The organism is Rhodoblastus acidophilus, from assembly GCF_900187365.1.
In the GTDB taxonomy this organism is placed as follows: domain Bacteria; phylum Pseudomonadota; class Alphaproteobacteria; order Rhizobiales; family Beijerinckiaceae; genus Rhodoblastus; species Rhodoblastus acidophilus.
Map to the genome: position 1 here is coordinate 673,717 of NZ_FYDG01000001.1, position 17,151 is coordinate 690,867.

Annotated in this window: 7 protein-coding genes; 3 read left to right on the top strand and 4 right to left on the bottom strand. The window is 67.4% G+C overall.

The window, feature by feature from the left end; translation table 11 throughout:
• Positions 1-6: 6 nt before the first annotated feature.
• The 3 genes from CFB24_RS02820 to CFB24_RS02830 all read right to left on the bottom strand — a co-directional run bounded on the left by CFB24_RS02820 (position 7) and on the right by CFB24_RS02830 (position 11,235).
• Positions 7-4,794, bottom strand: coding sequence for a tetratricopeptide repeat protein (locus tag CFB24_RS02820; protein WP_141098324.1), 4,788 nt, complete (start codon positions 4,792-4,794; stop codon positions 7-9).
• A gap of 259 nt (positions 4,795-5,053) precedes the next feature.
• Positions 5,054-7,543, bottom strand: a complete 2,490-nt coding sequence (locus CFB24_RS02825; protein ID WP_088519032.1) for a tetratricopeptide repeat protein — start codon at positions 7,541-7,543, stop codon at positions 5,054-5,056.
• A 191-nt stretch (positions 7,544-7,734) separates the two neighbouring features.
• Positions 7,735-11,235: a glycosyltransferase gene (locus CFB24_RS02830; protein WP_141098325.1), complete on the bottom strand. Its 3,501-nt coding sequence runs from the start codon at positions 11,233-11,235 to the stop codon at positions 7,735-7,737.
• A gap of 354 nt (positions 11,236-11,589) precedes the next feature.
• On the opposite strand from CFB24_RS02830, the gene rfaE1 reads away from it, so the two are divergent.
• The 3 genes from rfaE1 (at position 11,590) to CFB24_RS02845 (ending at position 15,295) form a co-directional block, all read left to right on the top strand.
• A complete protein-coding gene (gene rfaE1, locus CFB24_RS02835; protein ID WP_088519034.1) occupies positions 11,590-13,044 on the top strand; it encodes a D-glycero-beta-D-manno-heptose-7-phosphate kinase in 1,455 nt (484 codons plus the stop codon).
• Between the two features lie 100 nt (positions 13,045-13,144).
• Positions 13,145-14,131: an ADP-glyceromanno-heptose 6-epimerase gene (gene rfaD, locus CFB24_RS02840; RefSeq protein ID WP_088519035.1), complete on the top strand. Its 987-nt coding sequence runs from the start codon at positions 13,145-13,147 to the stop codon at positions 14,129-14,131.
• A 27-nt stretch (positions 14,132-14,158) separates the two neighbouring features.
• Positions 14,159-15,295, top strand: a complete 1,137-nt coding sequence (locus tag CFB24_RS02845) for an AGE family epimerase/isomerase (RefSeq protein WP_088519036.1) — start codon at positions 14,159-14,161, stop codon at positions 15,293-15,295.
• Positions 15,296-15,316: 21 nt separating this feature from the next.
• Here CFB24_RS02845 and CFB24_RS02850 read toward each other — a convergent pair whose 3' ends face one another.
• Positions 15,317-17,113, bottom strand: coding sequence for an ATP-binding protein (locus CFB24_RS02850; protein WP_104469631.1), 1,797 nt, complete (start codon positions 17,111-17,113; stop codon positions 15,317-15,319).
• Positions 17,114-17,151: the final 38 nt, after the last annotated feature.

Sequence of the window (17,151 nt, forward strand, 5' to 3'; positions counted from 1 at the left end):
GGCTGATCATTCGGCCGCATCGGCCGGCTCGGCCTGCAATTCCGCGAGAACCCCGATCTCGGCCATATGGGCGAGGATATGTTCGAGGTAACGCTCCAGCGTGATTTCGGAAATGCAGGTGCAGGTGGAGAAGCGTTTTTCGTCAAACTGGCAGGGCGCGCATTCCTTCTTGAGTTCAAGCACGGAGCTGGTCGGCGCCAGCGGACCGTTCTTGACCACCGAGGTCGGTCCGAAAATCGTGGTGAGGGGAACGCCGAGGCCGTCGGCGATGTGCATCACGCCGCTGTCGTTGCCGATGAAATAGCTGCAGCGGCTGAGATTCTGGATCGTGACCGGCAGCGACGTGCCGGTCATGTCGATGGTGCCCTCGACATATTCGTCCTTGACGCCGAAGGAGGCGACCTTGAAGCCGCGCCGCTGTAGTTCGACCACCAGATCGCGGTAATAGGGCCAGCGCTTGTTGAGCCAGCCGCCGACCCATTCGCCGCCCTTGCCGCCCGAGTGCAGCGCGATCACGCCATTGGGCAATTGCGATTTTTCCGCCGAGGCGACGAAATATTTCGCGGCGTCGCCCTTCTCGTAGGGAATGCCCAGCAGCTTTTCGGCGCAGAACAGGTTGAATTCCGATTCGTGCATGTTCTGGGTCATGCCGAACGGATAATGCCGGCGCGCGGCGATGGTCTTGTTGCTGTTGAACGACGGGATGAGGTCGCCGAACGAGTGCGTGACGTAAACGAGATCGTATTCGCGCTGCAGCACGTTGCGCCCGAGCGGAAACACCATGTTGACCCAGGGGGCGCCCGCCGCGAGATAGCTGCAGCCCTTGAAATCCTCTTTGACCACGACGTCGATGGAATGGCCGAAATGTTCGGACATCCGGCGCAGCAGCGGGCTGGTCTGCACGATATTGCCGAGGCCCGCGCCGACGGCGACGAGGATGCGGTTGTTGCAATAGCCGAGGATGCGGCGGATGCGCTCGGGCTGCCGCGCGAAGGCGTAGCGTTGCGAGTTTTCCAGCGCCATCCGCCGCCGCGCCGCGTGATAGCCGTCGTCGGTGAACAGCCGGGTCAATTCCTTGGCCCAGGCGTCGGCGTCCTCCGGCAGAGCGACGCCGGATTCGGTCAGCAGATACGGCACGTTGCCGCGATCCGAGCCGACCACGGGCACGCCGAGGCGATGCGCCTCGATCACCACGCGCGAGAAGGTTTCGATAAACGCGTAGCTCGGCACCAGCACGACGCGCGCGCCGCGATAGGTCTCCTCCATTTTCGAGGTGCGGCCGATGACCTTGATGTTGGTCACGCCGGCGGCGGCGACCATTTCCTCGGCCTGCGCCACCGGACTCTGGCTGGCGATCACCAGGAACCGCGCTTTTGGCGCGCGCTTGGCGACTTCCAGGATCAGATCGAAGCCCTTTTCGGGGCGGGCGTTGACCAGCAGGGCGTAATCGCCGGGCGGCGAAGGCTCCGTCGCCACGTCGTCGGTGAGCGAATAGACGATCGGCGTGGAGAAGCCGAAATGCTTGCGCTTCATCTCCGCCGTGAAATGCGAATTCGAATAGATGACCGAGGCGTTCTCGATCAGCGCGTGATATTCGCGCTTCGGCACGGCGTGGCGGTCGATATCGAGATAGCCGCCGATCTCCTCATACATGTCGCGCCAGAAATGCGTGCCATAGACGGTGTGGAGATGCAGATATTTCAGCGGCGTAACCACCTCGTAGCCGAGGCCGCTGAGGACATGGACCACCGCCGGCTCGTGGACCAGCGCCAGCGCGAACACATCGGCGGGCATGGGCTGGATTTCGGCGAAGCGCTCGCCGTCGCGCTCGCCATAGATCACCTGCGGCACGTCGTTGCGCATGCCGACGATGAGCGGCGCATAGCCGAGGCCGCGATAGACCTTGGACATGCCGCGCAGGAACTGCTCGCCGCCGCCGTAAAGCTCGATGCCGTGGCGGGAGATCAGGAAAACCTCGCGCGGCTCCTTCGCCTTGGCCTCGGGCCGCCGCCGCGTCAGTTTGCCGGTCGGGTCGATCTGGACCGCGCGGATCTTGTCGTGGTGCGCCTTCAGCAGGTCCATATAAGGGCTGTTGAGGAGCGGCGCCGCGTCAAAAACGAAGTGCAGGAATTCGCGCCGGTAGAGGACGACGCCGGGCGCGTCCGACGGGCCGATCTCGACGAGGCCGACCGACGGGCCGACATGCTTGAGCTGGGCCGACAGCGTCTTGCCGTCGGCCAGCAGCCGCAGCGCCGCCTCGGCCCGGTCGGCGTCTTCGATCAGGCCGAGCCAGCCGGCGTCGCTGACGGAGAACAGGGCGGCCAGCGCCTCGGAGGCCGGCTCGGCCAGCCGGTTTTCGCCCGCGCCGGGCGCGAAGGCGCGATGCGGCGCCGCAACCTGGCTCAGGCGCGCGCCGAACGCCGCCGCCTCGGCGCCGGGCTGGAAAAATGCGACGGCGACCGAGGGATCGTTGTTTTCGCCGAACAGCCCGTCGACCAGTTTGACGATCTGCAGCGCCTTGGGGTTTCTCGGCTCGAAGCGCAGCGCATGCCGGGCGTCCTTGGCCGCGTCTTCCAACCGGTCGAGCGCGAGCAGCGCGCGGGCGCGGTCGATGCGATAGCTGATGCGGTCCGGCTCGATGGCGATGGCGGCGGAATAACGCTCGACGGCTTCGTCGATGTTGCGCTCGCGCAGGGCCAGTTGCGCCAGCCGGTAATGCGACTGGTGGAATTTCGGCTTGAGCGCCAGCGCCTTGAGAAAGCACTCGCGCGCGCGTTCCGGCGCGGCGGTCTCAAGGCTCATGCGGCCGAATTCGAACAGCACGTCGGGATGTGCGGGATGGACGGCGATGAGATTTTCCGCCGCCGACTTGGCGATCTCGAACTTGCGCATCGTCATGGCCTGACGGACATATTCGAGGCCCGCCTTGAGATGGCCGGGATCACGCTTCAATGCGCGCTCGAAATTCTCGAACGCGGCGCGGCGGTCGCCCAGGCGCGCCTGCGCGCGCCCCAGTTCGAACAGCAAATCCGTGTTGTCGGGATGCTGCGCCAGCCCGCCCTCGAAGGCGTCCCGCGCCTCCTCCAGCCGGCGCAGGTCCATGTAGGCCCAGCCCAGTTCGATGTGCGAGCGGCTGTCCGCCGGACTCAAGTCGCGCAATTTGACGAAATGGGGCAGCGCCTCCTCGAACCGGCCCATATATTTGAGCACGCGGGCATATTCGCGGATGGAATTGGCCCGGTTGGGTTCAAGCTCGAACAGCTTTTCGCAGGTCGAAAGCACGCGCTCGAAATCCTTCATCGCGTAAAACGCGGTGGAGAGGAGCGCGTAATTGTTGGCGGAGGGCGAACCGCGCGCGATGCAGGCCTCCATGGCGGCGACCGCCAGGGCGTTCTGCTTGCATTTCAGCGCGCTGCGCCCCAGCGAGTGCAATTCGTCCGAGGTCAGTTCGCTCCAGTCGGCGTCCTTGACGCAGGCCAGCGCCTCGGCGAATTTCGCTTGCGACACATGCAGGCGGAACAGCGTGCGCATCAGCCCGAGATGGCCGGGATTGGTCGCCAGCGCCTCCGACAGGATCGCTTCGGCGCGCTTGAAATCGCGGCGCGCCATGTGAAGCGTGGCGAAAACGTGCGACAGGTTCGGAATGTCGCCGCCGTCCGGCGACAGCCCGGCCAAGGCTTTCTCCGCCTCGAACAGGTCGCCCGCCTTGATGTGGCCGGTCGCCAGCACGCAGCGCCGTTCGATTTCCTCGGTCGAGGCGTCCGGCGGCGCGGCGTCGATCGCCACCGTCGCCGCCAGCGTCTTTTTCAGAACGCTCTCGATATGCGCGACGAAGGCGTCGCTGATTTCCAGATCGATGTCGCGCAGCTCGTCCGGCAGCACGGGCGCGAAATAGGTCCGCGCCGTCGCCGGCCCGCGAAACACGGCGCCGGACATTTCGATCAGGCCGTCTTCGCCCTCGCGGCGGCCGGCGCGGAACTCGAATGTTTCGCCTTCAAGCTCCGGCGTCGGCCGGACCATGTAGACCAGCGACTTGATGTTGTCCCGTTGGTCGGGACGATAAAGATGGGCGTGGGTGACGGGAATCGAGGTCCGGTTCGGCCCTGACAGCGCGACGAGCTGGCCGGAGGATTGCGCGACATTGACGCCAGCGCCGATCAGGGTCGCCGGCGCGTCCAGGGTGATTTTCGGACCCTCGCCCTGCCCGACCGCCACGAAATGCGACCCGCACACCGAGGTTCGCCGGGCGATCGCGGCCTCCGAGTCCGGCGCGACAAGGCTGACGAACTGGTAGGCGGGAACCTCGATCGCCGTCTCGCGGCGCGCGATCTTCGAACGGTCGATCCGGCTCAGAACATCGGCGACCTGCTCGCCGAAGAAATGGGCGACCTCGCGCTTCAGATGGTCGCGGTCCGAGAAATAGATGCGGTGATTGCTGCCGGTCAGCCGGCACGCCTTCTTGATGAACTTGTAGCCGTCAAAGACGATGATTCCGTTTTTCCTGCAGATCTCCAGCAGGCCCAGATGCATCTTGCGGTCTTCGGCGAAGCCGATGACCATGGGCATGACGACCATGACGGGAATGGTCTTGGCGGACATATGCCGGGACAGGAAGTCCAGCAGCCGGCGCTCGATCTCGGCCGGCGACGACAGATTCCGCAAATGGAAGAAATCTTCGTTCGGCGAGAAATCGAACACGACGAAGTCGAAGTTTTCGGTGTCGCATTCCGCGCCGACGCGCGGCAGCAAGACGGACGTGCTGCCGCCGGTGGCGTAGTTGCACAGCCGGGACACGGCCGGATGCTCCCGGATTCCCCACACATATCCGTCTCGGATCAGTGAGTTGGATGTTCCGCAGATGACGACTTCCATTCCACTTCAACCTCAAATGAGACGCCGCTTCGTCAATTCCGGCGCGCCGGCCGCGCCGGATCGCATCCGGTGATTTCGCGACGGCCTGCGGCCTGCTTGACGCAGCGACGCTGCGGCCAGTTCGGCGTCAGCGATCGGCGCGCCAGTCACACATGCGTCGTGAGCAAGGCGGAGGCCTCGCTCACGACTCCGCCAGACGCGTCGTTTCCGCCGCGGTCTGCGGCTTCATCTCGCGCGCGCGTTGGGCGAGCTGGCCCGCCTTCGCATTGTTGGGTTCGATCTCCAGCGCCCGCGCCAGATCGCGCCGGGCGGCGTCCGCGTCGCCGCGGTCGAGATGGGCGGTTGCGCGATCCAGCCGGTAGCCGGCCAGATGCAAAGCCTGGTCGATGGCGGCGGAATAATGCCGGAGGGCCTCATCGAGGCCGCCCTGGTCGTGCGCCAGCCGGGCGAGCCGGTGATGGCACTGATGAAAATCCGGCTTGATCGCCAACGCCTTCTGGAACAAGTCGCGCGCCCGGCCGGGGTCGGCGCAGACGCGGCCAACTTCGTAGAGGACGTCGGGATTGTCGGGATGACGCTCCAGCAGCGCCTGCATCGCCGGCGCGATCTCCTCGAACCGGCGGAGGGCGCCGGCGCAGCGCGCCAGCTCCACGCCGGCCCTGATGTCGCCGGGATCGCGCCGCAGCGCCTGCAGCAGCAGGTCCATCGCGGCGCCGCGTTCGCCCAGCCGAATCCGGGCGCGCGCCAGTTCGATCAGCAGCGGCGGGTTCGACGCGTCGAGCGCCCGCGCCCGCTCCAGCGCGTCGCACGCCGCCTCGCACAGCCCCAAATCCAGCAAGGCCAAACCAAGTTCGAAATGGGACCGCGCCAGAGCCGGGCGAAGATCGCGCGCCCGTTCAAACAGCGGCAAGGCTTCGTCGTAACGCTTCAAGGCGCGCAGCGCGCGCGCCCACAGCCGCACGACGTCGGCGTTGTCGGGGTCGCGCGCCAGCGCGGTCGCGGCGGCGGCCGCCGCTTCGTCGTAACGCTTCAGGTTGAACAAAGCGGAGGCGAGCAGCGCGGCGTCGCCGGCGGTTTCGGTCGGCCGGACCGTCAGCGCCTCGACAGCCTTGTCGTCGCGGCCGGTCCTGATCAGGGCGCGGGCGAGCAGACGCAACGCGTCCGGCTGCAGGCTCTCGCGGGGATAGGGCGCGAGGGCCTCGACGATGTCGGCGAATCTGTTGTGATTTTTGTAATGCGCCAGCAGGGCGCGCCGGATGTCGGCGTCGTCCGGGAAGGTTTTGGCGGCCTCGGCCAGCAGGCGTTCGGCGGCCTCGTCCTCGCCGTCCTGGAACAGGGCGCGCGCTTTCTTCAACACGTCCGCCGCGCGCGGGTCGCCGGCGCCGCCCTGGTTCAGCAGGCCCGCCAGCCACGGCCCGGGCGTGCTCGCCTTGCCCGCGCGAACGGCCTCGGCGATGGTCGGCAGCAGGTCGAGGATGGTTTGCCCGTGCCGGTTCTGCAGATCCTTTTGCAGCGTTTCCAGCAGGGCGGGGTCGAGATGCAGCAGATGGCTCACGATCTCGATGGCCTCGCGCATGTGGCCGAGGACGAGTTCGAGCCGCATCAGCCGGCGCAGGCAGCCGGTGTTGCCTGGCGCGCCGATGACCGACGCCCGGCTGGCCCGCGCGGCGGCCTCGAAATCGCGGCCGTGGGCGAGCAGGCCGGCGGCGGCGTGCAGCACGCCGTTGAGCCGGTGGAACGCGCGATCCTCCAGCGACAGGGTCTGGACCACCTGCGCCGCCTTGTCGGCGCAGGCGTTCATCTCCGGCAGACGCTTGGCGTCGCGGTGGATTTGGGCGATGTGGATGTAACAGCGCGCCAGATCATGCGCGGGCGCGGCGGTTTCCGCCTTGGCGAGCACGCCGCCGACCCAGGCGGGATGGCGAAACACCAGCCGCTCCGCGATATAGCTGGCGCGCGTGGGATTGCGGCGGCGGGCCTGGGCGATGAAGCCGCGCAGCCGCTCGCAATCGTCCTGCTTGCAGCAATCGAGCAGCAGATTGCCGCTGGCGGAGCCGGCGAAGACCGTGATGCTGTGATGACCGGTCATCGGCACGCCGAGCCGCCGAACCTCCGGCCGCGCGGCCGAGATCAGCTCGACATGGCGTTTGTCCGGCTCCTCGAACGGATCGAAGAAAATATAGGCGCGCGCCGTGCAGTCTTCCGGCCGGATGGCCATTTCGGCATGGCGCGACGGGTCGAAACAGGTGGTGAAGCGCTTTTCGAACGCGCCGACGACGGCGGGGTCGATGGAATATTGCGGGCTGAAGGCGATGGCCACGTCGGCGCCGAGCTGATGCGAGAATTTCAACGCCGCATAGCCGCCCATGGAATTGCCATAGGCGATGCGCGTCTTGAATTTTCCGATTATCCGCCGAACCGCTGCGATCGCCGGTGCCATGGAGGCGGCCGGAAACCAGTTGGGGCCTTTGGCCACGAAACCGACGGCGGAATAGCCGTTCTTCTGGTAGAATTGCCGTCCCCAAAAGTCGTTTCCGTTGGCCTTGAACAGCATGTTGCTGAAGGACAGCACGAGATCGTCGCCGCCGACATCGAAAACCACGACGCGCACATCGGCGTTTTCGTAAACGATCTCAGGCGCCGCCGCCGGCCCTGCTGGAAGAGGACGCATGGCGGTCAAAATTCGGCCTGTTGCGTAAGGATGCGAGCGGCTGCCACGATCATTTGGCTATACCTCCAGAACTGCAATCGAAAATTTCAACTCAAGCGAGCATAACCTAGACAGTCGAGATTGTGAACCGATTGTCGTCTCTAGGTCAGGCGCGCTTGTAAGCCACGAAGCGGCCTGTCTTTTCTTTCCCGTCATTGCGCAACCCCCAGTTCGACTGCGCAAGAATGGGGCAGATCGAGCGCCGCCATCACCGCCTCGACCGGAATTTCGGCCATGCAGCGACATTCGCCGGTCTTGAATTTGGCGCTGCGATAAGGCTCGACGATTTCGCAAGGGGAGCAGGCCGAGCGCACCGCCACCACCCGCGAGGTCGGGCGCAGCGGTCCGCGCGTGCGCGGGTTGGTGGGCGCGAACAGCGCCGCCAGCGGGATGCCCAGCGCGTTGGCGATGTTCATCACCCCGCTGTCGTTGGCGACGAAATGGCTGCAAGCGAGCATACGGCGCGTCATCTCCTCGATGGAGCCGCCGGTGAGGTCGATCGTCCCCTCGACATATTCGTCCGGCGTGCCGAACGAGGCGACGCGGAAGCCGCGCAGGCGCAGCATCCGCGCCAATTCGCGATAATGCGGCCAGCGTTTCGAGGCCCACAGGCCGGCTTTCGAGCCGGCGTGCAGGCCGATCAGCGGCTCCGGCGGCGGCTCGTAGCGGTAGCCGCCGATAAAATAATCGCGCGCCTCCTCCGGGCGGTAGGTCAGGCCCAGCAGGCGGCACGCCGTCGCCAGGTTGAACTCGGCCTCGTGCAGCGCATGGCCCGGCGTGAACGCATCGACGGCGCGCGACTGCAGCACGGTCTCGCAGGCGAAGGGCGGGACCATCTGGCCGAAACTGTGGGTGAGCAGCACCGTGTCGTAGCGCCGGCCGGCGAAGGCGGCGCGGGTGGAGAAAACGTGGTTGGCGTAGTCGGGATGGGCGGGAATGAACGTCATGCCGTCGTGGTCGCCGGCCACCAGCACGTCGATGGGGCGGCCCAGCTTGCGGGCGAGAAAGCCGATCAGCGGCGTCGCGTGGATGATGTTGCCGAGGCCCGAGCCGACGCCGAGCAGAAACGGCGCGCGCGCCGCCGCGATCAGCCGCCGCAGGCGCGGCGCCTGGGCCGAAAACGGGCGCTCCTCCGACGCGGCGCGGGCCGCCGCCGAACGTTTGCGCCAATAGCCGGGGTCGTCGAACAGGCGGCGGATTTCCCGCGCCCACAGTTCGGACGCCTCGGGCAGCGCGACGCCGCTGCGCGCCAGCAGATGCGGAATATTGCCCTTGTCGGCGCCAATCACGGGAATGCCGAAACGCTGCGCCTCCAGCACGACGCGGCTGAACGTCTCGATGAAATGGAAGCTCGGCGCGCAGACGACGCGGGCGTTGGCATAGAGATCGGCCATGTCCGCGACGGCATCCTGGATCGCGACATTGTCCAGCCCCGCCTGCGCGACTTCGGCCTCAGCCGCCGCGCGGTCCGACTGGCTGGCGACGGCGCGAAACGCGATGTCGGGCAGCAACTTCGCCACCTTCAGGAGGAAATCAAAACCCTTTTCCGCACGGCTGTTGACCAGCAGAACCTCGTCGCCGCCGCGCGCCGGCGCCGCGCCCTCAACGTCCGGCGGGCGCGATTCCAGCACCGGCGCGCGCAGGCCGAAGCGGGCCTCGATCATGTCGCGGGTGTAGGGCGAGTTGGCGTAGAGAACGTCCGCGTCCTGCGCCACCAGGGCGAATTCCCGGCGCGGCGGCAGCCGGTCCACCTCGGGGTAGAAGCCGGGCGAGGGCGTCGGCGGCGTCAGCATGTCGCGCCAGAAATGAACGCCGTGGACGATGCGGACGTCGAGCCAGCGCAGCGCGGCGACCACTTCCAGCGCCATGCCGGAAATCACGTGAACCCAGCCGATGCGCTGTTCGACCACGAAGCGCAGCAAGGCGGCGGGATCGGCCGAGACGGTCGCGTGAACCACGCCCTCCGCCGCGTCGGGATGAACGGCGTTGCGGCCGCCCTGCCCCGCGATCAGCACGTCAAAACCCATGTCGCGGTAGAGCGTGGCCATGCTGGCGAGAAAATGCTCGCCGCCGCCGAAACGATGCGCGCCATGGCGCGACAGCAGCAGAATACGCGGCGAATCGGGTTCGGGCGCGGCGGCCGGCGCCGGGACGCGGCGCCCCAAGGTCTGCGCGAGTTGCAGCACGGCGCGCACAGGATCGTCCGGCCGCGCCAGCCCGGCGTCGAGCAGCGCCAGCAGAAAGGCGCGGCGCCACAGCGTGGGGCTGTCCGCGCCGTCCTCGGCGATGCAGGCGGCCCAGCCGAACCCGCGCCGCGCGATCAGGCGGCGCGCCTCGGCGGGATCGAGCGCGTCGGCCGCCAGCCATTGCGACGAACCGGCGCGCAAGCTGTCGCACGGCGCGTCGGGATCGGCCCGCGCGCAGTCGCCCGGCGCGGGAACGTCCAGCTCCTGAAGGTGACGGACGAGGCGCAGATTGAAGCGGATCGCGTCATGGGCGCCATCGAGCGCGGCGGCGCGTTCGGCATAATCCAGCGCGCGCGGAAAATCGCCCAGACGCAGCGCCAGCCGCGTGGCCTCCACCAGAGCGGGCGCGCGCGTCGGCCAGCGCCGCACGCTGGTTTCGACGATCGCGGCGGCTTCGTCGGACTCTCCCTTCGACGCCAGCAGCGCCGCCAGATCGAACCCCACGCGCCATTCCGCGTCTTCCGCCGCCAAGGCCCGCCGCAGGGCGGCGAGCGCGGGTTCGAGATAGCGCGGTTGCGGCGCGCGCACGCCATAGCAGCCGAAGGCGAGCTGCATCATCGCCCGCCCCGCCTCGTGCAGATAGCGGCTGCGCGCCGGATCGCGCGCGACGCAAAGCTCGAACTCCTCCAGCGCCTCGGCCCACAGGCCGCGCCGCGCCAGGGCGAGGCCGAGATAAAACAAATCGCCATGCCGCTCCGGCGCCAACGCCTTGAGCTGCGTCAGCGTGGAAATAGCTTCCTCGACCCGCCCCAAAGCGAGCAAGGCGCGGCCGCGCCAGCCCAGCATGCGCGGCGAGAGCGGCGCGTCCTTGGGAAAGCTCGCGCAGGCCAGCTCCACCGCCTGCCATGACCGCGCCCGCACCAGCGGCTCGACCGCTCGAGCCAGCGCGTCTTCGTCCCAGTCGCGGGCGCCGAACAGGCTGTTCGCCAGCAGCGCCGCCGCCTCGGCGCCGACCAGACCGGGCAGTGGCGGCGCGGCGGCGCGGATCGGCGCCAAACTCCCCTCGGCGGCGGAGGGCGACGCCAAATCGCTTGCATCCCGGAGCAGCGCGGCCAGCCTGTCCGCCGGCATCCAATAGCGCGCGGCGAGCGTCTCGAGGACGGAGGCGGGCGGCGGCGGCGCGAAAGAAATGGCGTCGCCAAGCGGCGCCGCGTCGGGCGGCGCATGAAGCGTGACGAGATTGCGTTGGGCGCTCCACCAGGCGGGATCGCAGGGCGTCGAAAATGCGTGGCCGCCATCGCCGATGCCGTGTTTCAGCAGATCGCCGCGCGGGCGGTCGGCGACGCCGACATGAACCTGATGGCCGTTGACCCGCAAGGCGAAGACGACGCGCTCGCCCGGAGCAGCCTCATTCCAGACCCAGCCGCCGACGCAAGCCCCCGAAACGGATTCCAGTCTGCCTCTCACGGCTCCTCAACACAGGCGAACGCGGCCTCGATCGGATTGATCTTGCGATACAACAGACACAATAGCGCAAGATATTTTGAATCTCAATCCTTTACCAAGCGTCCATACTGACATTCCCTCATGTTGAGATGTTAATCATGAAACGTGTTCGCCTGATTACAGATTTTTTTTTGGAAATGGCTGCTGCACAACATTTCGATTTGACAAGAGAATGTTAACAATGACAATCTCGACACGTTCTCAATAACGTCATGCGGATAATGCACTTACGGTAGCTGGCGCGCCAAGCCGCCGCCTCCAGCCGTGCGCGGCTGGAGGCGTCAAGGGCGTCGGCGGGGGAATTCGGAGGCCTTGATGAACCTGGACTTTAGGAAAAGCCGTATTCTCTGTATCGGCGACATCATGATCGACAATTTCTACTATGGGAACGTGTCGCGCGTGTCGCCGGAAGCGCCCGTGCCCGTGGTGTTGTTGACGGAAACCAAGGCGATGCTCGGCGGCGTCGGCAACGTCGCGCGCAACATCGCCTCGCTGGGCGGCGAGGCCGTGCTGGTGGCGGTGCTGGGCGACGATTTGAACGGCCGCGAAACCTCGAAAATGATCGACGGGATGACCGGCCTCACCGACGCCTGCGTGGTGTCGCGCCGCCGCCCGACGATCAACAAGATCCGCATTCTCGGCAATCACCAGCACATCGTGCGCGTCGACGAGGAAAACAGCGCCGCGATCCATGACGAGGATCTCGCCACGATGATGGAGCGGATCTCGCACTGGGCGCCGCAATGCGACGCGATCATCCTGTCCGACTACGCCAAGGGCGCGCTGCGGCAGGAGGTGGTGGCCCATGCGATCAAGACCGCGCGCGACCACGCCGTGCCGGTGCTGGTCGATCCCAAGCGCAACGACTTCGCGTTCTATCGCGGCGCGACTTTGATCACGCCCAATCTGTCGGAATTGCGCGCCGCCGCGCGCGGCCCCGTCGACACCGAGGACCAGATCGCCGCGGCGGCGCGGCGGCTGATCGCCGACGCGCAGGCCGGCGCCATGCTGGTGACGCGGTCGGAAAAGGGCATGATGCTGGTCGGGCCGGATTCGGTGTTCTCGATCGGCGCCAAGGCGCAGGAAGTGTTCGACGTCTCCGGCGCGGGCGACACGGTGATCGCCACCGCCGCGCTGTCGATCGCCGCCGGCTATCCGCTCGAACGTTCGGTGCAGCTCGCCAATGCGGCGGCCGGCGTGGTGGTCGGCAAGCTCGGCACGGCGACGCTGGACATCGACGAATTGCGCGACGCGTTCGAGGCCAACGATCGCGGCGTCGAGCGCATCAGCGAGAAATACGCCAACCTGTCGCAGGCGACGGCCACCGTCGAACTGTGGCGGCGGCGCGGCCTGAAGGTCGGCTTCGCCAATGGCTGTTTCGACATTCTGCATCGCGGCCACGTCACCATGCTGCAGGCCGCGCGCGCCGCCTGCGACCGCCTCGTCATCGCCCTGAACGGCGACGACAGCATTCGCCGGCTCAAGGGCAAGACCCGGCCGATCAACAAGCTGCCCGACCGCGCCGCCGTGATCGCCGCGCTGCAGTCGAGCGACCTGGTGGTGAGCTTCGACGACGACACCCCGCTGGCGCTGATCGAGCAGCTTCGCCCCGACGTGCTGTTCAAGGGCTCGGATTATACGGTGGAGACCGTCGTCGGCGCCGACATCGTTCTCGGCTATGGCGGCGAGGTCAAACTGATCGACCTCGTGCCGGGCCGCTCCACGACGGACATCATCAAGCGCAGCAGCCAGTTGCTGCCCGCCGAATAAGTCGGAGGCGCGCCGCCCGCGCCCCTTGAAAGCCGCCAAAGCGGCCCCCCAAAACCTTCCGCGCCGCGCACGCGGCGCGCATGCACGATCAGGAGCGCATATGTTACTGTTGACCGGAGCCGCCGGCTTTATCGGCTCCAACCTTCTGGCCGATTTGAACGAAAACGGCGTCACCAATATCGCCATTTGCGACGATCTCGGCTCCGAAGGGAAATGGCTGAACTTGCGGGGCCGCGAGTTCGCCGAGTTCATTCCGATCGCCGAATTGCCGGCCTGGCTCGAATCGGGCAAGCCCGTGTCGGGCGTGGTGCATCTCGGCGCCAATTCGAGCACGACGGCGACCGACGGCGACGAGATCATGCGGTTGAATTTCAACGCCTCGCTGAGCCTGTGGAATTTTTGCGCCAGGCGCCGCATCCCCTTCGTCTACGCCTCCTCCGCCGCCACTTACGGCGACGGCGCGCAGGGCTTTCTCGACGCCGACGATTCCGACCATCTCGCCAAACTCACGCCGCTCAACCTCTACGGCTGGAGCAAGCATGTGTTCGACCGCCGCATCGCGCGGACCATCGAGCGCGGCGAGGCGGCGCCGCCGCGCTGGTACGGCGTGAAGTTCTTCAACGTCTATGGGCCGAACGAGCATCACAAGGCCCATATGCGCAGCCCGGTCTATAACATCACCAAGGCGATCGAGAGCGGCGCCCCGGCCCGGCTGTTCGCCTCCGACCGGCCCGACATTCCCGACGGCGGCCAGTCGCGCGATTTCGTGCATGTCAACGACGTCTGCGCGATCATGCTGTGGCTGCTGCGCGGCACGGCGCCCTCGGGCCTTTACAACGCCGGCACGGGCGGGGCGCGCAGCTTCGCCGACATGGCCCGCGCCGTCTACGCCGCGCTCGGCGTCGCGCCCAATATCGAGTTCATTCCGATGCCCGACCAGCTCAAGGGACGGTATCAGTATTGGACCGAGGCCGATCTCGGCAAGTTGCGAGGCGCCGGCTATAATGGCGCGCCGACCTCGCTGGAGGATGGCGTGCGCGATTACGTCGTGTCCTATCTGGCCGGCGACGCGCTGCGCTTCCGCTGATCCGGCGCGGAATGAGGGAATGACGTCATGATTTGCGAACCCCTGCGATCCGGCCCCGCCGGTCATGTCGACTGGCTGCGCGGCTCGGCCTGGCCGGTGTGGCTGGAGCATGGCGTCGATTGGGACGCGCGCGGCTTTTGCGAAAGCCTGGACCTGGACACGCTGACCTCGCCCGCCGACTTTCGCCGGCTGCGGGTGGTCGCGCGCCAGGTCTATGTGTTTGCGCAGGCCCACCGCGCCGGCGTCGCCCGCGCCGACGAGGCGGTGGAGCTTGGCGTCGAGTTTCTGCGCCGGCGCGCCCTGCAGCCGGACGGCGGCTACGCCCAGAAATTCGATCTGCGCGGCGCGGTGATCGAGCCGCGCCGCGATCTTTACGACCACGCCTTCGTGCTGCTGGCGCTGGCCAGCGCCACGCGGGCGCTGCCGCCGGCGCCGTTGCGGCGCGAGGCGCTGAATCTGCTCGCCTATCTCGACGCAAACCTGAAACACCCGGTCGAGGGCTATCTGGAGGGCCTTCCCGCGACGCAGCCGCGCCGGCAGAACCCGCACATGCACCTGCTGGAGGCGTGTCTGGCGGCTTTCGAGGCGTTTGGCGACGAAATTTTCCTGCTGCGCGCCCATGCGCTGCTGGAGCTGTTCCTCGACCGCTTTCTCGACCCCGCGCATGGGACGCTGATCGAATTTCTCGACGACGGCCTCGCGCCGTTGCTCGAGGACGGCCGCTACGCCGTCGAGCCCGGCCATCATTGCGAATGGATCTGGCTGCTGACCTGGAGCCGGCGCCTGGGCGGTCCCGGCGCCGACGCCCGCGCGCCGCGGCTCGATCTGGCGCTGGCGCGCCTGCAAGCCTTCGTCGACCGCTTCGCGATCAATCCGGCGACGGGCGCGCTTTACGACGAGGTCTGGGTCGATGGCGCGGTCAAGAGCCGCGGCTCGCGGCTGTGGCCGCAGACCGAGCGGCTGAAGTCGGACGCGATCCGGGGCGCGCAGGCGCTGGGCGAGGCGGAACGGGCGCTCGATCTCTTTCTCGCGCCGGCCCCGCGCGGCCTCTGGGCGGAGCGGTTGCTGGAGGACGGAACGCCCAGCCGCGAGCCGGCGCCCGCCAGCAGCCTTTATCATCTGACGGCGGGCATTCTGTTCGCGGCGAAAGAGGTCGGGCGCTGACGCGTCCGACCACAAGCCCCCTCAGGCGACTTCCTTCTCGGAAAGGCGCGCGGCGGCGCCGTCGGCGCGCTCCGCCAGTTTGCGGCTGAACATTTCCTGCGCCAGCGGGGCCGAGGACATCAGATCCTCGGCGGCGAGGGTCAGCATTTCGCTGCTGATCGCCTGCTGCTTTTCAGCGTCGCTCCACCCCGCCTCCGCCGAGCGTTTCGACAGGCCGAAGATCAGCGCGCGGCCGATGCGCAGCAAGGCGACGCTCTCGGCGGCCTCCTCGGCCAGCGCGCGCGCCTCATGCGGCGGAACCGTGTGCGGGGCCTGGGAGGCCAGCAGTTCGGCGAGGCCGGCGACGGCGGGATAGCTGAGATTGACGAACAACTGATGCGTATCCGGGTAGAACCGGGCGGCGCGATGCGTCAGGTTGCGGTCGGCGATGTCCTGCTCGTCGCGCAGCATGTGAAATTCCGGCAGGGATTCCAGCACGGTCCGCATCGGCGCGTCCGGCGGCGCGTCTTCGGGCGCCCGCTCGGGCGGCGGCGGGGTCGGCTCGGCCGGCGTCTTCGCGGCCTGCGCCGGCGGCTGCGGCGGTTTGGTCGCGGCGAGCTTGGGCTGGCGCGCGACCGGCCGGCGCCGGGTCAGACCGAGCGACTCGATCAGGCTTTCCAACTGCTGCTGGATGGTCTCCAGGTTGGCGACCTGCGGCGCCTGCTCGCGCACGAAATCGATCAGCCATTGCGGCCGGTTGGCGCGGACCAGCGCCGCGAAATCCTGAATCTTGACCTGGTCCTGCGCGCCGTTCCGGTAGCGCAGGAACTGGCGATAAGTCTCGGGGAAGACGGGGAAGTCGTCCGGCAACTCGACCAGAATCGAAACATGCCGCGCGCCAAAGGACACGCCGAAATTGGGCGCCTCCAGCGTCCAGCGCTTGCCTTGAATGACGTCGTAAAGCTCGTCCTGGCGCAACAGGGCGGCGAAGCTCTGGCTCGGGCTGAGCGTGTCGAGCTGCGAGGCGTTACGGTCGGGAAACTGCGGATGCTGCGGGTCGAAGCAGAAATGGATGCGCGCGCCATTGGCGAGCGCGACCGCCTCGCTGCGGGCGAAACGCCGCGCGATATGCGTTGCGATGGGCGTGAACGCGCGCGCCGGCCGGCCCGCGAGAAGATCGGGCGCCAGCCAGATCTCGACGCCGTCCGGCAGGCGATAGAACCGCGACTGCAGCGCCGACAGCGCCCAGAGGCGGCCGACGCCGGGATCGCCGGCATAGGGATCGGCGACCGTGTCCTGGTCCGGCCGCGCCCCGAGCAGGGTCACTTCCGTCCAATCCTGATCGAGCGCGCGGCCCTCGGCGCGGCTCTCCTCAGTCACGTCGCGCACCGCCGCCAGCGCGCCGGCGGCGTCCGGCCGCAACAGCCGCCCATAGGCGCCGTCGCGCTTGCCGATGATCACCTCATGCACGCGCCCGCTGGCGCAGGAGCGGTAGCGCAGGCCGAGCTGGTTCGACGGCAGCGAGGCGACCTTGGCGCCCATGCCGAAATTCTTGTCGAGCGCCTGCTCCTTGCCGACCGACGAGGAAATATCGCAGATGAGAAACAATTGTTCGGCGTCGAGGCCCGGCCCGGTGTTCCAGATGCGCAGCTTGCGCGCGCCATCGACCTGCACGGCGCCGATCTCGACCCGCCGCGCCCCCGCCGGCGCCCTGACCGCCGCTTCCAGCGCGTTCTGGACCAGCTCGCGAAGCATCATCGTCTTGGGGCAGCGGTCGATCATGCTCGCCACCAAAAAATCCTCGTTATTGACGCCGATTCTGGAAATAGACTCTTCCATTTTGCCTCGCACGCTTTTGGTGTAACGGCCACTTCGCC